The organism is Castellaniella defragrans 65Phen (assembly GCF_000612685.1).
Taxonomy (GTDB): Bacteria; Pseudomonadota; Gammaproteobacteria; order Burkholderiales; family Burkholderiaceae_B; genus Castellaniella; species Castellaniella defragrans.
Genome location: NZ_HG916765.1, coordinates 1,203,335 through 1,220,487 on the forward strand (window position 1 = coordinate 1,203,335; position 17,153 = coordinate 1,220,487).

A 17,153-nucleotide genomic window follows, 5' to 3' on the forward strand; every position below is an offset into this window, starting at 1 on the left:
GCCCCGGCACGCTATAAAACAACGGGGGTAGGGGGAATTGCGCCTGCGGCACTGAAAAAACGCTTCCCATGCCGCCGATCCCCGCCGCCGCGTCGCCGGAGCAGCCTGACCACCCGAAAATCACTTCACCAGGCTTGCTGACGAAATGTCCAGGCTAGTGCGCCAGCCCCGGCAGCAGCGCCTTGGTGCCCGCGAAGGTCATTTCCACGGCGATGGCCGCCAGGATCATGCCCATGACGCGGGCCATGATGACGCGCATCTTGGTCGAGAGCAGCTTGCCGATGGACGCGGCGAAATACAGCACCGCGAAGACCGAGGCCAGCACGGCCACCAGCACGATGCCGAACCCCAGGTACTGCGCCGAATGGCGCGCCTGGGCGCCGTAGATGATGAGCGTGGCGATGGTGCCGGGGCCCACGATCATGGGGAAGGTCAGGGGATAGAAGGCGGGGTTGTCCTCGACCTCGGCGCGGGCCGCCAGGCCGCCGACGTTCTTTTCCTGGGTGGCGCGCTCGTGCGAGGTGATCGGCTGGCCGTTGAGCATGGACAGCGCGATGCCGCTCAGCACCAGCCCGCCGGCGACGCGGAAGGAATCCAGGCTGACGCCGAAGAAGCGGATGATGTGGCTGCCCGCCAGCGAGATGACGATGCACATCGCCGTGGTGTAGATCAGGATCGCCACCGCCTGGCTGCGCTGTTCGGCCACGGTCTTGTTGCTCGTGACCGCCAGGAACAGCGGCAGGATGATGAACGGATTCATGATGGCGAACAGCGCGCCCAGGAACTTGGTGGCGAAGGTGATGTCCATCACATCCCGTTGTAGACCGGCCCCTCGCCGCCCTGCGGCGTCACCCAGACGATGTTCTGCGTCGGGTCCTTGATGTCGCAGGTCTTGCAGTGGACGCAGTTCTGGGCGTTGATCTGCAGGCGGTCCTCGCCGGTCTCGGTCTTGACGAACTCGTACACTCCGGCCGGACAGAAGCGCGCTTCCGGGCCGCCGAATTTCGCCAGGTTGATCTTCACCGGCACCGTGTCGTCCTTCAGCGTCAGGTGGACGGGCTCGTTCTCGTCGTGGTTGGTGTTGGAGATGAACACCGAACTGAGGCGGTCGAAGGTCAGCTTGCCGTCGGGCTTGGGGTAGTCGATGCGCGCGCATTCGGCCGCCGGCTGCAGGCAGGCGTGGTCGGGCTTGGTGCGGTGGATGGTCCAGGGCATCCGGCCCTTGAACAGCCATTGCTCGATGCCGGTCATCAGCGTGCCGACGGTGCGGCCCTTCTTGAACCACTGCTTGAAGTTGCGCGACTTGTTCAGCTCGGCGTGCAGCCAGGAGCGCTCGAAGGCGGCCGGGTAGGCGGTCAGTTCGTCGTGGCTGCGGCCCGCGGCCAGGGCGTCGAAGGCGGCCTCGGCGGCCAGGGCGCCGGACTTGATGGCCGAATGGCTGCCCTTGATGCGCGAGGCGTTCAGCATGCCGGCCTCGCAGCCCACCAGCACGCCGCCGGGGAAGCAGAGCTTGGGCAGGGACAGCAGCCCGCCGGCCGTGAGCGAGCGCGCGCCGTAGGCGATGCGCTTGCCGCCCTCGAAGGTGGCGCGGATCGCCGGATGGGTCTTGTAGCGCTGGAATTCCTCGAAGGGCGAGAGCCAGGGATTGGCGTAGTCCAGACCCACGACCAGGCCCACGGCCACCAGGTTGTCGTTCAGGTGGTAGAGGAAGGAGCCGCCGTAGGTGTCCGAATCCAGCGGCCAGCCGGCGGTGTGCATCACCATGCCGGGGCGCGCCTGCGCGGGATCGACTTCCCAGAGTTCCTTGATGCCGATGGCGTAGCTCTGCGGGTCGCGGCCGGCGTCCAGGCGGTATTTCTCGATCAGCTGGCGGCCCAGGTGGCCGCGCGAGCCTTCGGCGAAGATCGTGTAGCGCGCCAGCAGTTCCATGCCGGGCTGGTAGGCGTCGGTGTGGCTGCCGTCGCGCGCCACGCCCATGTCGCCGGTCAGCACGCCGCGCACGGCGCCGGACTCGGTGTAGAGGATCTGCGCGGCGGCGAAGCCGGGGAACACGTCCACGCCCAGGGCCTCGGCCTGCTCGCCCAGCCAGCGGGTGACGTGACCCAGGCGCACGATGTAGTTGCCGTGATTCTTGAAACAGTCCGGCAGCAGCCAGGCCGGCGTGGCGCGCGCGCCCGATTCGGTCAGGAACAGGAAGCGGTCGTCGGTGACGGCCACATCCAGCGGCGCGCCGCGTTCCTTCCAGTCGGGGATGAGCTCGGTCAGGGCCTGGGGATCCATCACGGCGCCCGAGAGGATGTGGGCGCCGATCTCGGCGGCCTTTTCCAGGACGCAGACGCTGACGTCCTGGCCGCGCTCGGCGGCCAGCTGTTTCAGGCGGATCGCCGCCGAAAGACCGGCCGGCCCGCCTCCGACGACGACGACGTCGTATTCCATCGATTCACGTTCAGTCATGGGTGCATTCCCGTTGCTTGATGAGCGTTGAGGATACTCTGGACAAGTCCCCGCGCCGCGTGCATCTGCGGACTCGGGCGGTCTGCGGCGTTGCTCGTCCTTGCCATGGCGCCGGCCATGGCTGCGGTTCGCGCCTTGCATCCCATATCCCGATCCGCGGCGCCCGCTTTCCGCTCGACTTGTTCAGAATATCCTGGCGAGGCCGGACCCCGCCATGTTGCGGGCCATTGTATTGCAGAACCCGGCCGCGGCCATGGCCAGGATCGGTTCATATCGGGACAGGCGAAATGCCGCGGCTTGTCCATGTTCTCTTCACGTTCTTTCCATGTCCGTGCGGCCTTGCCGCCCTTCGCTGCGCGCGGGCGGGTCCTGGCGGCCCGCGCCGCGCGGGGAGAAGAGGGTGCAGCACCAGATTTCGCTGACGATGCGCGCCGCGTCGTCCACGGGCAGCATCTCCGCCGCCGTGTCGGGGTGGGCGTACCAGACGTAGGCCGACTGCTCCGTCATCGAGGCCAGGGCTTCCAGGGAGACCCGCGCCGGCATGCCGTTGATCTCGGTGATGCCGTGGTCGCGCTCCAGCGCCGTGGCGACCCGCACGATGTGGCGCTCGCGCATGTACCACCACATGTCGTCGTAGCGCTGGTCCACCATGGTCGCCTCGATGAAGGCCCGCATCACCTTGCGGTGGTTGCGGTAGTGGCCCAGGTAGCCGCGGTTGGATTCGAGGATCGCCTCGTCGGGGCGGTCGCGGAAGCTCTGCCGCTCGCCCGGCCGGCTGGCGGCGTACAGCTCGTTGTGGATGTCGTGGATGATCGCCAGGAAGACGTCGTCCTTGTTGTCGAAGTAGCGGTACAGGGCGCCCATCGAGAGGTGGGCCCTTTCCGCCAGATCGCTCATGCGCATCGAGACGTAGCCGGCTTCGCCGAAGATTTCTCTGCCGCTCGCCAGGATGCGGGCCAGGGTCGCCCGCCCCTTCGGGGTGGTGGGCTGGGGAAGGTTCGGTTCCGGGGCTTTTTTCAGCATTTCCTGTTTTTTTAAAAAAAGCGACATCACTATTGCTTTTTGGCGCAGCGTCGCTTAGAGTATGGGCATACAAGAAAAAATTCGGTTAGCGAGGATGGAGACATGGTACATCAATCGAGTGGTTTGCCGGCTGGGGATTTCCGTTACGAGGGCCAGGTCGCGATCGTGACCGGCGCGGGCAGCGGGCTGGGGCGGGCGTACGCCATGCTGCTGGCCGCCCGCGGCGCCCGCGTGGTGGTCAACGACATCGGCATGCGTCCGGGGCCCGACGGCGCGCCCGTCAGTTCGGCGGAGCTCACCGTCCGCGAGATCCGCGCGCTGGGCGGCGAGGCCGTGGCGGACACTTCCTCGGTGGCCACCCGCGAAGGCGGGCAGGCGATCGCCGAGCGGGCGCTGTCGGCCTACGGGCGCATCGACATCCTGGTGAACAACGCCGGCAACATCTCGCTCACTTCGTTCAACAAGCTCGACCTCGCCGACGCCGCGCCGATCTTCGACGTGCACGTGTGGGGCGCCTTCAACGTGACGCAGCCGTGCTACCAGCAGATGGTGCGGCAGCAGTACGGCCGGATCGTCTTCACCACGTCCGGCGTGGCGCTCTTCGGCAACGGCGGCATCGCGCCCTACGCGGCCGCCAAGGGCGGCGTGTTCGGGCTGCTGCAGGTGCTCAAGCTCGAAGGCGCCCGCCACGGCATCCGGGTGAACGCCGTCGCTCCCATGGCCTCCACGCAGCTCACCGAGGACGTCGAGATGCCCCAGTACCACCAGGTCAGCGAGGACATGGTCGTCCCCGAGCTGGTGGCGCCCGTGGTGGGCTATTTCGCGTCGCGCGAATGCCCCTGGAGCGGCGAGACCTGGTCCGCCGGCTCGGGCTCGGTCGCGCGCATCTTCATCGGACGCACGCCGGGCTTCTTCAAGCATCCCATCGACCAGGGCGCCCTGACGGTCGAGGACGTGGCGGGCCACGTCGATCGCATCCGCAGCGAAGCGGACTACACGACGCCGGAAAGCTGGCCCGCCGAATGGGCGCTTCTGGTCGATCTTCTGACGGACCGCAAGTGAGTGCCGGAGCGCATCGTGAACCGTACGGAAATCCATGAATTCCTGAAGACCCTCGATTTCGAGGGGGCGGGCCGGCTGACCCTGCCGGATCTGCTGGAAAAGCGCGTGCAGGCGACGCCGGAGGCGGTGGCCGTCCGCTCGCCCGCGGGCAGCCTGCGCTTCGACGAATGGCTGGACGGCGCCCGCGCCGTGTCCGCGCGGCTGCGGTCGTCGGGCGCCTACCGGCCCGGGACCCCGGTCCTGGTCTGGGTCGATACGGCCGACGCGCGCCAGGTGGTGATCGCGCAGCACGGGGTGCTCGACGGCGGCTGCATCGTCGCCCCGCTGGACGACCGCCTGAGCGTGGCGGAAGTCCGGCGCTTCGCCCAGGACGTCGCGGCGAGCGCCGTGATCGCCAGCCGGGGGCTGCTGTCCTCGCGCAAGGACGAGGACCTGCTGGAATTCATCCCCGAGGGCCTGCCGCCCGAAGGCGATCCGCTGGACCTGCTGCTCTTCGCCGCCGTGGACGGGGCCTTCCGGCTCGTGCCGTCTCCCGGAGACGGGGCGGCGCCGGCCGAAGGGGTGCGCGCGCAGGCGGACGATTGCGCGCTGCTCGCCTTCACCTCGGGCACGACGGGGCGGCCGAAGGCCGCGATGATCACCCACGGCGGCTGCGTGCAGCTGGCCGAAAGAATGGTCAACGGCGTGTTTCCCGCGCCCCGCGGGGGGCGGCCCGTCGGTCCGGACGACGTGATCCAGTCGCCCGTGCCCGCCTACCTGCCCACCAGCATCGTCAATACGCTGTACGCCGCGGTGCTGGCCGGATGTCCCCTGAGCTACCGGGGCCGCCGCTTCGACCCCGAGGCCGAGGAAAGGGAAATGGCGCTGGCGGGCACGACCATCTACGCGGGCGCGCCGGCCCACTACGCCATGATGTGCCAGCGGCCGGCGAGCGACGATTCCCGCGGCGCCCGGGTGCAGGTCATGACCGCGAGCGGCGCCCCCATGACCGCGGCGCTCTACCGCACGATGCGGGAGCGCTGGCCGCGCGCCGCCGTCGCCAACTGGTACGCCCTGAACGAAACGATGGTCGGCCAGACGCTCAATTTCGGCCCGGACATGGAGCTCGATCCCACGGCCATCGGCCGGCCGGTCTGGCCGACCGAGCTCGCCGTGGTCGACGAGGCCGGCCGGCGATGCGCGCCGGGGGAATCCGGCGAGGTGCTCCTGCGGGCGCCGGGGCAGATGGTGGGCTACTACCTGAACGAGGCGGAGACGGCCAAGCGCATCGACGCGGACGGCTGGGTGCACACCGAGGACATCGGCTTCGTGGGCGCGGAAGACGGCCTGCTGCGGCTCACCGGGCGCAAGAGCGACCGCATCAACCGGGGCGGCTTCAAGTTCTATCCCGCCGAGGTCGAAGAAGTGCTGCTGGGCCACGAAGGTCTGGCCGACGCGGCCATCCTGGCCATCCCCGATCCAATTCTGGGCCAGGACCTGGTGGCGATGGTGGTGGCGGCCGAGGGCGGGCAGATGCTGGCCGAAGCCGACATCCGGGCGTTCTGCCAGGACCGGCTGTCGCGCAACAAGGTGCCCAGCCGGGTGTATTTCGTCGACCGGCTGCCGCGGAGCGGATTCGGCAAGGTGGTGAAAAAGGAACTGATCGCGCTCTGGGAAGCCATCGAGTCCCGCGGCGCCGGCCGGTGACCGGGTCTGGTCTCGGCTTCTTATCTGGATTTCAACCCGAGGAAATAGGGAGACAGCAATGGAACCGTTGTTCTACAGCATGCAGGAAATCGTCATCGCCGTGAAGGACCTGGACAAGGCGACCGACCGGCTGAGCGAAATCTTCGCCGCGCCCGCCGACGGCCTGGCCTCCGAGCCCCTGGAAGGCATCGAGCTGATCCAGCGCGGCGTCTGGATCGGCAAGGAAAGAATCGCCATCGTCGCCGACGCCACCGGCACCGGCCCGCTGGCCCAGGCCATCGAGAAGCGCGGCGAGGGCATCCACGAGATCTGCGTGAGGACGCGCAACCTGGAGGAAGCGATCGCGCACTTCAAGGCCAAGGGCGTGCGGCTCACGCGCGACGAGCCCTACGTCCTGAAGAACTACGAATACCGCGGCGAAGTCTTCTCCGAGGTCCGCATCGTGTTCATCCATCCCGCGAGCTGCTATGGCGTGCTCGTCGAGGTCCAGGAATGGGTCAAGTAGCGTCCGGCCCCGGACGATCCCGCGCACCGACACCGGAAACAGCCATGTCCAACGATCTTGCTCAACTGGCCGGGAAGGACCTCGGCGCCCATGCGGCCGCATACGACGCGAACAAGGCGATCCTGTACGCGCTCGCCGTGGGGGCGGCCGCCGCGGAACTCGACCTGGTCTACGAACGCAACCTGCGCGTGCTGCCGACCTTCGGCTGCGCGCTGGGCCTGTGGGCCGTGGAGGCCGCGGGCCGGCTGGGCGCCTACGATCCCAAGTCGTCCCTGCACGTGGCGCAGAAAATCCGCGTCCACCGGCCGCTGCCGGCCTCCGGCAGCATCGGGATGCGGGGCCGGGTGGCCCACGTCTACGACAAGGGCAAGGCGGCCCTGCTCGAAATCGAGGTCGAATCGGAATTCTTCACCGCGGCCTACACCATCTTCCTGCCCGGCCTGGGCGGCTGGGGCGGGGACCGCGGGCCGTCGGCCGCGCCGGCGGCGGACCTCGCCTTCACGCAGGCCACCGAAGTGGCGACCACCCCCGAGCTGGCGGCCCTGTACCGCCTCACGGGCGACCTGCATCCCGTCCACATCGACCCCGAGGTCGCCCGCACCAACGGATTTTCCCGCCCGATCCTGCACGGGCTGTGCACCCTCGGGATCTCGGCGCGCGTCGTCGCCCGACAGCACGGCGCCCACCCGGCCGACCTGCGCAGCCTGGAGGCCCGGCTCACCTCGCCGGTGCTGCCCGGGGAGGCGCTGACGGTGGAATCCGGGCGCGCGGCCGAGGGCATCCATTTCCGCACCCTCTCCAACGGCATGGCGGTCCTGAGCGGCGGCAAGGCCGTGTTCGGCTGAAGCGAGGCCATGAAAATGAATCGAGCGACCCTCAACGACATCGACGTCGCCTACACCGTGGAAGGATCGGGGGATCCGGTCGTGTTCGTCCATGGCCTGGCCGAGGACCGCCACACCTGGAGCGGGCAGCAGCAGGCCCTGGGCGGCCGGTACCGCGGCTATGCCTGCGACCTGCGCGGGCATGGCCTGACGTCCCTGGGGCAGGCCGACGGCACCCTGGCGCAGCTGGGCCACGACCTGCTGGCCTTCCTGGAGCGGGTCACCGGGCCGGCCCGCGTCGTCGGATTCTCGCTGGGGGGCACCATCGCCCTCTGGGCGGCCGCCGAACGCCCCGACCTGGTGCGCAAGTCGGTGGTGCTGGGGACCTCGTCGGTCGTCGGCCGCGCGGCCGTCCAGTTCTACCAGGACCGGATCGCCCAGGCCGCCGACACCGGCTCGGCCGCGTTCCGGGACGCCCTGCGGGCCGACACCGAGGCCGGACTCCACCGGCAGCACGCGTCCCTCGGGCGGATCGTCGACGCGCGCCTCGCGGCCGTCGGCGACGGCCGGGGCTACGTCAATGCCGCCCGGGCCATGATGGGCCTGAATGCCGAGCCGCTGACGCCGCGCCTGGCGCGCATCGAGACCCCCGTGGTGGTGATCGGCGCCGAGCACGACCGGTTCTGCCCCCAGAAGGCGGCGACGATTCTGCTGGACGCCCTGCCGGGCGCCGCCTTCCTGACGATCCCCGAGGCCGGGCACCTGATGAACGTGGACAACCCCGATGCGGTGACGCAGGCCCTGCGCCAGGCCCTGGCCGGCTGAGGCGGCGGCGCCCCCCTTTACCCGCTTTCCCCGCGGGCATGGCGGCCGGGATCCCGGACCGCCGCGCGATGCGGGCAGTCCGATCTCGAAGTGGTTCGATCTCAAGGAGATGTTGAAATGGTTGAAGGCAAAGTGGCACTCATTACCGCCGCCTCGGGCGCGGGCATCGGCAGCGCGATCGCCCGGCAGCTCGCCGAGGACGGCTACGACGTGGTCATCACGGATGCGCACGAACGCCGCTGCCGCGAGTTCGCGCAGCAGCTGTCCGAACAATACGGGCGTCCGTTCCTGGCCGTCCCCCTCGACGTCAGCGACGCCGCCGGGGTCGAGCGCTGCGCCGCGCAGGTGCTGGACGAGAAAGGGCGGATCGACGCGCTGGTCAACAACGCCGGCTGGTCCACCATCGCGCCCGTGGCGGAACTGGCGCTGGCGGACTGGCAGCGCTGCCTGGACATCGACCTGACGGGGACGTTCCTGACGATGCGCCACATCCTGCCCGCCATGATCGCGCGCGGCAGCGGGGCGATCGTCAACATCAGCTCGATCGCGGCCTACGAGACCTCCACCGAGCACGGCGCCGCCTATTCCGCCGCCAAGGCGGGCGTGCTGGCCCTGACGCGCGTCGCCGCGGCCGAGAACGGCCGGCACGGCATCCGCGTCAACGCCATCACGCCGGGCCTGATCTACAACGATTTCCTGCGCAAGATCTATCCGGCCGAATTCTTCGACGGCTACGCGGAAAACCGCTCCCTGGTGGGCCGGATCGGACGGCCCGAGGACGTGGCCGCGCTGGTGTCGTTCCTGCTGTCGGACAAGGCCGGCTACATCACGGGCGAGGTCTACGGCATCAGCGGAGGAGTCCATCCCCATGGCTAAGGACGTCAGCCTTCTCTCGATCGCGGAACTGGTGCGTTCGTACCGGGACCGCTCGCTCAGCCCGGTGGACGTGGCCGAAGCGTTCTTCGCGCGCATCGAACGGTACGACGGCGCATTGCACGCCTACGTCGAGACCACCCGCGACCTGGCGCTGGCGCAGGCGCGCGAGGCCGAGCGCGCCTACGCGTCGGGGAAGGCGGACGCCGCGCTGGCCGGCATCCCGGTCGCCATCAAGGACGCCTTCCACGTCGCGGGCGTCCCCACCACCCTGGGCTCGGACGTGTACCGCGGCCTGGTCTCCAAGGGCGATTCCGGCCTGGTGCGCCGCCTGCGCGCCGCCGGCGCCGTCTTCCTGGGCAAGACCAATACGGCGGAATTCGGCCAGTCCGCGACGACCGAGAACCTGCTCGGGCCGGACACCGCGACGCCCTGGGATACCGCGCGCACGGCCGGGGGGTCGAGCGGCGGGTCGGCGGCCGCGGTTGCGGCCCGGCTCGCCACGGTCGCCGTGGGCTCCGACGGCGGCGGCTCGATCCGCATTCCCGCGGCCTTCTCGGGCATCTTCGGCCTCAAGCCGTCGCCCGGCCTGTGCGGCGACGAACACGGCTTTCGCGGCATGTCGGAATTCGTCGGCGCCGGGCCGATGGCCCGGTCCGTGGCCGATGCGCGGATCCTGCTGGGCGTGCTGGCCGGCGCGCGCTTCGAGCGCGGCGCGGACACGCGGCCCCTGCGCGTGTGCTACTGCCCGGCGCCCGAGGGCCGGCCGGTCGATCCGGCCGTGGCCGATCTGGTGGAACGCGCCGCCAGGGTTTTCGAGGAGATGGGGCATTCCCTTGAGGAAGATCATCCTCCGATCCAGGGCTGGGGTGATATTTTCGGACCCCTGGTCCTCGAAGAGGAACACCGCGAACGGGGGCACCTCTTGAAGCTCTGTCCGGACAGGCTCACCCGCTACGAGCGATCCACCCTCGAGGCCGCCGTCGCGCTGGATCCCGACGACGTCCTGCGCGCCCGCGCGCTGCTGCCCGATTTCCGCGGCCGCCTGGACGCCTTCTTCGACCGCTACGACGTCGTGCTGGCGCCCGCGACGGCCGTGCCGCCCTTTCCCCTGGGGCAGCGGCCCAAGTTCATCCGCGGCGTCGCCGTGGACCGGCTGTGGGGCGCGTTTCCGTTCACCGCGCCGTTCAACGTGGGCGGCGTCGCCGCGGCGGCGGTGCCCTGCGGCCTGGCCGGCGGCCTGCCGGTGAGCGCGCAGCTCGTGGTCCGGGCGGGAGCGGAGCGGCTGCTGCTCGATGCCGCGCAGGATTTCGAGGAAGCGGTCGGGTTCGATCGCGGCCCGCTGGATTCGATGTGGACCTGACCCCGCGGATGCGGCCCTGACACCCCCGGAACGAACCCATGCGCGCAGACCTCGTCAAGCAAACCCTCGAAGGCTCCGTCCTGGTGCTGGAGATGCACGATCCCGCCGCCCGCAACGCCCTGTCCCTGGGCCTGCTGTCGGCCCTGTCCGAGGCTGTCGGGCAGGCCGGCGAGGACGTGCTCGGCATCGTGATCACGGGCGGCGCGGAGTGTTTCAGCGCGGGGGGGGATTTCCGCGAACTGAAGGGCACGAGCGAGGACCTGGCCTACGACGATGCGGTGTCCGCCGCCGTCGCCACGATCCTGGCATCGGACCGGATCGTCGCCGCGGCGATCGAAGGACCGTGCATGGGCGCGGCGGCCGACCTCGCCCTGGCGTGCGACTACCGCATCGCGGGCGCCGGCAGCTACGTGCAGATTCCCGCCGTGCGCCTGGGGATCCTGTACAACCCGGCGGCGCTCGAGCGCATCGGGCGGTCCTATCCGCGCGACACCGTGCGGCGCCTGCTGCTGGCGGGCGAGCGGTTCGACGATCACGAGGCCCGCCGCGCCGGCCTGTTTTCCCGCGTCGTGCCGCGGGGCGAGGCCCTCGGCGCGGCGCTGCGGGATCTGGCGCGGCTCGATGCGCGGCAGGCGGACGCCGTGCGGGCGACCAAGCGGCTGCTGGCCGAGCTGGAGGCGGGCACGGCCGACCGGGCGCAGTGGCAGCGGCGGCGCGCCGAGCTGCTGGATTCCGAGCAGCGGGGGGCCGCCATCCGGCAGGCGCATGCACGTTTTATCGACAAACCGGAAACGCGCCGGTGAGCCGCCTCGCGGCACGGCATCGAGCGGTTCCCCGAACGAGGATGGAGAGAAGCAGATGGCACGGAACATGAAGGCGGCGGTCATGCGCCAGCACGGCGGCCCCGAGGCGCTGACGGTGGAAGAGGTGGCCCGGCCGGTTCCCGGCGCGGGCGAGGTCCTGGTCAAGGTGGCGGCGTGCTCGCTCAGCCGGCTGGACATCTTCATCCGCGACGGCATGCCGGGGCGCGTCATCCCGATGCCGCACGTCGGCGGCTGCGACGTGGCGGGCTGGATCGAGGAGATCGGGCCGGAGGTGTCCGGCGTGGAAATCGGCGCGCCGGTCCTGATCGACCCGTTCTGGAACGGCGAGATGCTGGGCGAGGCCTACTGGGGCGGGTTTGCCGAATACGTCGCGGTGTCGGCCCAGGGCCTGCTGCCGCTGCCGCAGGCCGCGCGCTTCGTCGAATATTCCTGCCTGCCCACGGCCTACGGCACGGCCTACCGCATGCTCCACACCCGGGGCCGGCTGCAGGCCGGCGAATCCCTGGTGGTGGTGGGCGCCAGCGGCGGCGTGGGCGTTGCCTGCGTCCAGCTGGGCGCGCGGGCCGGCGCGCACGTCATCGCCTGCACCAGCAGCGAGGACAAGGCCGCGCGGCTGAGGACGATCGGCGCCGACGAATGCGTGGTCGCCCCGGACGGGCAGTTCGGCAAGCAGGTCTGGAACCTGACCGGCAAGCAGGGGGCCGACGTGGTGGTCGACTTCACCGGCAGCGCCACCTGGACCCAGTCCCTGCGCTCCGTGAAGCACGGCGGCCGCCTGCTGTGCTGCGGCGCGACCACCGGCTTCGAGGCGCACACCGACCTGCGCTATCTGTGGACGCGCGAGATGGACATCCGGGGGTCGGACGGGTGGAAGACCGAGGACCTGCGGGAGCTGCTGGGGATCATGGCCGGCCATGAATTCGATCCGGTGATCCATGCCGTGTTCCCGCTGAGCAGGATACAGGATGCCATGCGCGAACTGGAGGGACGCACATGCTTCGGCAAGATCGTCGTCGTGCCGGACGGCGTGCAGGCTGCGTGACGTAGAAGACAGATGGACGACATGCAGCAGATGTAGCAGACGTGTAGAAGACTTGCGCCGACCCGGCGCCCCGGCGCGCAAACCATGATTCCATTATCAATAGACAGGAGACAGATCATGAAAACCAGGCCGCTATTCCTTGCCCTTGCAATGACGTTTTCCGCGAGCAGCTTCGCCGCGGACCCTTCCCTCGTGTTCACGTCCTGGGGCGGCACCACGCAGGACGCCCAGAAGAGCATCTGGGCCGACGGCTTTTCCAAGGCGCAGAACATCGCCGTCCTGCAGGACGGCCCCACCGACTACGGCAAGATCAAGGCCATGGTCGAATCCGGCAACGTGTCCTGGGACGTGGTGGACGTCGAAGGCGACTACGCGGTCCGGGCCGGCATGGAGGGCATGCTGGAAAAACTGGACTTCTCCGTGATCGACAAGAGCCGCCTGGACCCGCGCTTCGTCACCGACTACTCGGTCGGCAGCTTCTACTATTCCTTCGTCATCGGCTGCAACAAGGACGCCGTCAAGGCCTGCCCCAAGACCTGGGCCGACCTGTTCGACCTGGCGAAATTCCCCGGCAAGCGGACGTTCTACAAGTGGTCGGCCCCGGGCGTCATCGAGGCCGCGCTGCTGGCCGACGGCGTTCCCGCCGAAAAACTCTATCCGCTGGACCTGGACCGGGCCTTCAAGAAGCTGGACACCATCAAGTCCAGCATCGTCTGGTGGAGCAGCGGGGCGCAGTCCCAGCAACTGCTCGCCTCGGCGGAGACGCCCTACGGCTTCTTCTGGAACGGCCGCCTGACCGCGCTGACGAAAACCGGTGTCAACGTCGAGACGTCCTGGGACCAGAACATCACGGCCGCCGACATGCTGGTGGTGCCCAAGGGCGCCAAGAACAAGGCGGCGGCGATGAAATACATCGCCTTCGCCACCAGCGCCGCGTCGCAGGCGAAATTCGCCGAGCTCACCGGCTACGCGCCGATCAACCTGGTCTCGCCCACGCTGATGCCCAAGGAGGTCCGCGACACCTTGCCGGACAAGCAGGCCGCCACCCAGGTCAACGCCAACCTGGGATACTGGGCCATGCACCGCGACGACATCGGCACGCGCTGGTACGCCTGGCAGGCGCAGTGACGGACGCGCCATGACATCGGCATGACAACGGCATGACATGCGGATCCGGGCCGCCGCGGCGGCCCGGATCCGGGGGCAGGGATACGCCATATGGTTTCTTCGATTTCGACGGGCGGGGCCGGCGGGCGGGGAGCGGGGAAAAGACCGCTTCCTTCCGGCCCCATCGCCTACATTGCGCCGGCCCTCGTGCTGATCGCGCTGTTCTTCATCGTTCCGGTCCTGATGCTGCTGCTGCGCAGCGTCCTCGAACCGGTCCCGGGGCTGGAGAACTACGCGACGCTCTTCGGCTCGACCACCTACCTCAAGGTGTTCTCCAACACCTTCCTGGTGGCCTCGCTCGTGACGATCGTTTCCGTCGTCATCGGCTTCCCGGTCGCCTGGGCGCTGGCGATCCTGCCCCGGCGCTGGGCGGTCTTCCTGCTCGCGGTCATCGTCCTCTCGATGTGGACGAACCTGCTGGCGCGGACCTACGCCTGGATGGTGCTGCTGCAGCGCACCGGCATCATCAACAAGACCCTCATGAACCTGGGCATCATCGACAGCCCGCTGGCGCTGGTGAACAACATCACCGGCGTGACGATCGGCATGGTCTACATCATGCTGCCGTTCATCATCCTGCCGCTCATGGGGGTGATCTCGTCGATCGACGCCTCGATCCTGCGCGCCGCCGCGCTGTGCGGGGCCGGCAAGTGGCAGAGCTTCACGCGCGTGCTGCTGCCGCTGTCGCTGCCGGGCGTGGCCGCCGGGGCGCTGATGGTCTTCGTGATGTCCCTGGGCTACTTCGTCACCCCGGCGCTGCTTGGCGGCGCATCGAGCATGATGCTCGCCGAGCTCATCGCCCAGCTGGTCCAGTCGCTGGTCAAGTGGGGGCTGGGGGGCGCGGCCGCGTTCGTCCTGCTGGTGGTGACCCTGGGGCTGTATTTCCTGCAGCTGCGTTACCTGAAGGTCGACAAGAGGAGTTAGCCATGCTGCTGGATTTCAATCGCCTCGGGGGCCTGCGCTACTTCCTGATCCTCGTCACGGGACTGGTGCTGCTGTTCCTGATCCTGCCCATCGTCTTCATCGCCGCGCTCTCGTTCGGCTCATCGCAGTGGCTGATCTTTCCGCCGCCCTCGTGGACGCTGAAGTGGTACTACGAGCTGTTCGCGGATCCGCGCTGGCTGTACACCGCCCTGACGAGCCTGAAGATCGCGGTCATCGTCACGGTGCTGTCCGTCGCGCTGGGCTTTCTCGCCTCGCTGGGCCTGGACCGGGGGGAGTTCCGCGGCAAGGAGCGCATCCGCGCGCTGTTCCTGACCCCCATGATCCTGCCCGTGATCGTGCTGGCCGTGGCGCTCTACGCCCTGTTCCTCAAGCTCGGCCTGGCCGGGACCACCGTCGGCTTCGTCATCGCGCACCTGCTCGTCGCGCTGCCGTTCTCCATCATCTCGATCAGCGGCGCGCTGGAAGGGTTCGACAAGTCGATCGAGGACGCCGCCATCCTGTGCGGCGCCTCGCCCTGGGAGGCGCGGCTCAAGATCACCATCCCGTCCATCCGGCACGGCCTGTTCACGGCCGCCGTCTTCTCCTTCCTGGCCTCCTGGGACGAGGTGGTCCTGGCGATCTTCATGTCCAGCCCGACCCTGCAGACGCTGCCCGTCAAGATCTGGACCACCCTGAGGCAGGACCTGACCCCCGTGGTCGCCGCCGTATCGACCATCCTGGTGGCGCTCACCGCCGTGCTGATTTTCGCTCCGCTGGTATTTCGCAAGAGGCAAAAAGATGACTAGACCTTTCCTGAGCATCCAGGGGATCCGCAAGGATTACGGGGATTTCACCGCCATCCGGGACGTGACGCTCGACATCGCCCGGGGCGAGTTCATGACCTTCCTGGGGCCCTCGGGCTCCGGCAAGTCCACCACCCTGTACATCCTGGCCGGTTTCCAGGATCCCACCGAAGGCGACATCCTGCTCGACGGCGAGAGCCTGCTTTCGGTGCCTTCCCACAAGCGCAACATCGGCATGGTGTTCCAGCGGTACACGCTGTTCCCGCACCTGAGCGTCGGGGAAAACGTGGCCTTTCCCCTGCGGGTGCGGCGCTGCGCCAAATCCGAGATCGAGGACCGGGTGCGGGCTGCGCTCAAGCTCGTCCACCTGGAGGATTTCGCCGACCGCAAGCCCGCGCTGATGTCGGGCGGCCAGCAGCAGCGCGTGGCCCTGGCGCGGGCCCTGGTCTACGATCCTCCGCTGCTGCTGATGGACGAGCCGCTGTCGGCGCTGGACAAGAAGCTGCGCGAGGACCTGCAGTTCGAGATCCGGCGCATCCACCAGGAAACCGGCGTCACCATCCTCTACGTCACCCACGACCAGGAGGAAGCCCTGCGCCTGTCCGACCGCATTTCCGTCTTCAGCCAGGGCCGCATCGAGCAGATCGGCACCGGCCAGGAACTCTATGCGCAACCCGCGACCCGCTTCGTGGCCGGCTTCATCGGCGACAGCAATTTCCTCGCGGCCGACATCCTTTCCGTGGCGGAGAACAAGGCGAAGCTGTCCATCTGCGACGGCGTGGTCGTCGACGGCGTGCCGGTCCAGGGGCGGCCGACGGATGCGGACCGCCCGACGCTGCTGCTGCGGCCCGAGCGCATCTCCATCTCGCTCGACCCGCAGGAGTGCGGCGTGCCCGTGACGATCCGCGACCTGACCTTCCTGGGCAACATGGTCGAGGTGAGTTCCGTCACGGACCGGGAGGAGCCCGTCAAGATCCGGATTCCCTTCGGCAACCGGATCGTCTCGGAACTGGCCTCGGGCGATCGCGTCTGGGCCAATTTCGATCCCGGGGCCCTGCACGCCTTCTACGGCTGAGCGCCCTGGCGCGGGCGGCGCGTCCGGCAGGAGCGGCAGGGACAGCGCGGGCGGCAGGGGCGGCGTGTGGCGCCGGCGGCGGTGCGGGCGGCGTGTGGCGGTACGGTGGTACCATATTCCGGCTGCGGACCCTGGCGGGTCCGCGGTCTTCCGGTCCCGCTACTCACGGCCCCCCACTCACGCAGCCCGCCCATGTCTTCGGATTCCACCGCCACGCCGCCCGCTTCCGGCACCTTCACAACTCCCCCGATCGACGTCCGCTGGGGCGACATGGACGCCCTGCGCCACGTCAACAACGCGGTCTACTTCTCCTATTTCGAGGAAGGCCGGGTGCATCTGTTCGCCGCGATGGGCCTGGGCGCCGCTGCGGGCCGCTACGGCGTGCTGGCCCATGCCTCGTGTGATTTTCTCAGACCGCTGTTGTATCCTGCCCGTGTCGTCGTCGGCATGAAGCTCCTGCGCGTCGGGCGGACCAGCCTGGAACTGGACTGCTGGGTCGCCGATGCCGGGGATGCCGCGACGCTCTACGCCCGCGGCCGCAACGTGCTGGTGTGCACCGATGGCGCCACCGGCCGGCCGGTGCCCTGGACCGACGCCGACCGGCGGGCGCTGGACCGCTGCTTCGCCGCCTGATACCGTTGCCGCTTTCGATTTCGATTCCCGTTCGATTTCTATTTGATTTCTGTTTGATTTCTATTCGATT

Annotated in this window: 17 protein-coding genes; 14 read left to right on the forward strand and 3 right to left on the reverse strand. The window is 68.9% G+C overall.

What is annotated here, in order from left to right; genetic code table 11:
* Positions 1 to 154 precede the first annotated feature (154 nt).
* The 3 genes from BN940_RS05355 to BN940_RS05365 form a co-directional block, all read right to left on the reverse strand.
* The gene (locus tag BN940_RS05355; RefSeq protein ID WP_043680956.1) at positions 155 to 808 is read right to left on the reverse strand and encodes a MarC family protein; all 654 of its coding nucleotides are present in this window, start codon (positions 806 to 808) and stop codon (positions 155 to 157) included.
* Positions 808 to 2,454 (reverse strand): electron transfer flavoprotein-ubiquinone oxidoreductase, encoded by a 1,647-nt coding sequence (locus tag BN940_RS05360; RefSeq protein WP_043680959.1) that lies wholly within the window; start codon positions 2,452 to 2,454, stop codon positions 808 to 810. The genes BN940_RS05355 and BN940_RS05360 overlap by 1 nt, the downstream gene beginning before the upstream one ends.
* Positions 2,455 to 2,766: 312 nt before the next feature.
* Complete coding sequence (locus tag BN940_RS05365) at positions 2,767 to 3,477, reverse strand: TetR/AcrR family transcriptional regulator (RefSeq protein ID WP_084330527.1); 711 nt, start codon at positions 3,475 to 3,477, stop codon at positions 2,767 to 2,769.
* Between the two features lie 102 nt (positions 3,478 to 3,579).
* Between BN940_RS05365 and BN940_RS05370 the strand changes: the two genes are divergently transcribed.
* The 14 genes from BN940_RS05370 to BN940_RS05435 all read left to right on the forward strand — a co-directional run bounded on the left by BN940_RS05370 (position 3,580) and on the right by BN940_RS05435 (position 17,083).
* Positions 3,580 to 4,539 carry an SDR family NAD(P)-dependent oxidoreductase gene (locus BN940_RS05370; RefSeq protein WP_084330528.1) on the forward strand — a complete coding sequence of 320 codons (960 nt, stop codon included), beginning with the start codon at positions 3,580 to 3,582 and terminating at the stop codon, positions 4,537 to 4,539.
* Positions 4,540 to 4,554: 15 nt separating this feature from the next.
* Positions 4,555 to 6,225, forward strand: coding sequence for a class I adenylate-forming enzyme family protein (locus BN940_RS05375; RefSeq protein WP_158386231.1), 1,671 nt, complete (start codon positions 4,555 to 4,557; stop codon positions 6,223 to 6,225).
* 58 nt (positions 6,226 to 6,283) lie between these two features.
* Complete coding sequence (locus tag BN940_RS17845; protein WP_052355628.1) at positions 6,284 to 6,730, forward strand: VOC family protein; 447 nt, start codon at positions 6,284 to 6,286, stop codon at positions 6,728 to 6,730.
* Between the two features lie 44 nt (positions 6,731 to 6,774).
* The gene (locus BN940_RS05385) at positions 6,775 to 7,575 is read left to right on the forward strand and encodes a MaoC/PaaZ C-terminal domain-containing protein (RefSeq protein WP_043680967.1); all 801 of its coding nucleotides are present in this window, start codon (positions 6,775 to 6,777) and stop codon (positions 7,573 to 7,575) included.
* A gap of 9 nt (positions 7,576 to 7,584) precedes the next feature.
* Positions 7,585 to 8,379: an alpha/beta fold hydrolase gene (locus tag BN940_RS05390; protein ID WP_198408291.1), complete on the forward strand. Its 795-nt coding sequence runs from the start codon at positions 7,585 to 7,587 to the stop codon at positions 8,377 to 8,379.
* 117 nt (positions 8,380 to 8,496) lie between these two features.
* The gene (locus BN940_RS05395) at positions 8,497 to 9,255 is read left to right on the forward strand and encodes an SDR family NAD(P)-dependent oxidoreductase (protein ID WP_052355629.1); all 759 of its coding nucleotides are present in this window, start codon (positions 8,497 to 8,499) and stop codon (positions 9,253 to 9,255) included.
* Positions 9,248 to 10,615, forward strand: a complete 1,368-nt coding sequence (locus BN940_RS05400) for an amidase (protein WP_043680973.1) — start codon at positions 9,248 to 9,250, stop codon at positions 10,613 to 10,615. Before BN940_RS05395 ends, BN940_RS05400 begins: the two co-directional genes overlap by 8 nt.
* 38 nt (positions 10,616 to 10,653) lie before the next feature.
* Positions 10,654 to 11,418, forward strand: a complete 765-nt coding sequence (locus BN940_RS05405; protein ID WP_043680975.1) for an enoyl-CoA hydratase/isomerase family protein — start codon at positions 10,654 to 10,656, stop codon at positions 11,416 to 11,418.
* 55 nt (positions 11,419 to 11,473) lie between these two features.
* On the forward strand, positions 11,474 to 12,481 hold the full coding sequence (locus BN940_RS05410; protein WP_052355630.1) for a zinc-binding dehydrogenase: 1,008 nt from the start codon (positions 11,474 to 11,476) through the stop codon (positions 12,479 to 12,481).
* A 99-nt stretch (positions 12,482 to 12,580) separates the two neighbouring features.
* Positions 12,581 to 13,609 carry an ABC transporter substrate-binding protein gene (locus BN940_RS05415; protein ID WP_409360349.1) on the forward strand — a complete coding sequence of 343 codons (1,029 nt, stop codon included), beginning with the start codon at positions 12,581 to 12,583 and terminating at the stop codon, positions 13,607 to 13,609.
* A 222-nt stretch (positions 13,610 to 13,831) separates the two neighbouring features.
* A complete protein-coding gene (locus BN940_RS05420) occupies positions 13,832 to 14,572 on the forward strand; it encodes an ABC transporter permease (RefSeq protein WP_242404298.1) in 741 nt (246 codons plus the stop codon).
* 2 nt (positions 14,573 to 14,574) lie between these two features.
* The gene (locus BN940_RS05425; RefSeq protein WP_043680979.1) at positions 14,575 to 15,378 is read left to right on the forward strand and encodes an ABC transporter permease; all 804 of its coding nucleotides are present in this window, start codon (positions 14,575 to 14,577) and stop codon (positions 15,376 to 15,378) included.
* Positions 15,371 to 16,450 carry an ABC transporter ATP-binding protein gene (locus tag BN940_RS05430; protein ID WP_043680981.1) on the forward strand — a complete coding sequence of 360 codons (1,080 nt, stop codon included), beginning with the start codon at positions 15,371 to 15,373 and terminating at the stop codon, positions 16,448 to 16,450. Before BN940_RS05425 ends, BN940_RS05430 begins: the two co-directional genes overlap by 8 nt.
* Before the next feature lie 192 nt (positions 16,451 to 16,642).
* Positions 16,643 to 17,083, forward strand: a complete 441-nt coding sequence (locus BN940_RS05435) for an acyl-CoA thioesterase (RefSeq protein ID WP_043680984.1) — start codon at positions 16,643 to 16,645, stop codon at positions 17,081 to 17,083.
* Positions 17,084 to 17,153 lie beyond the last annotated feature (70 nt).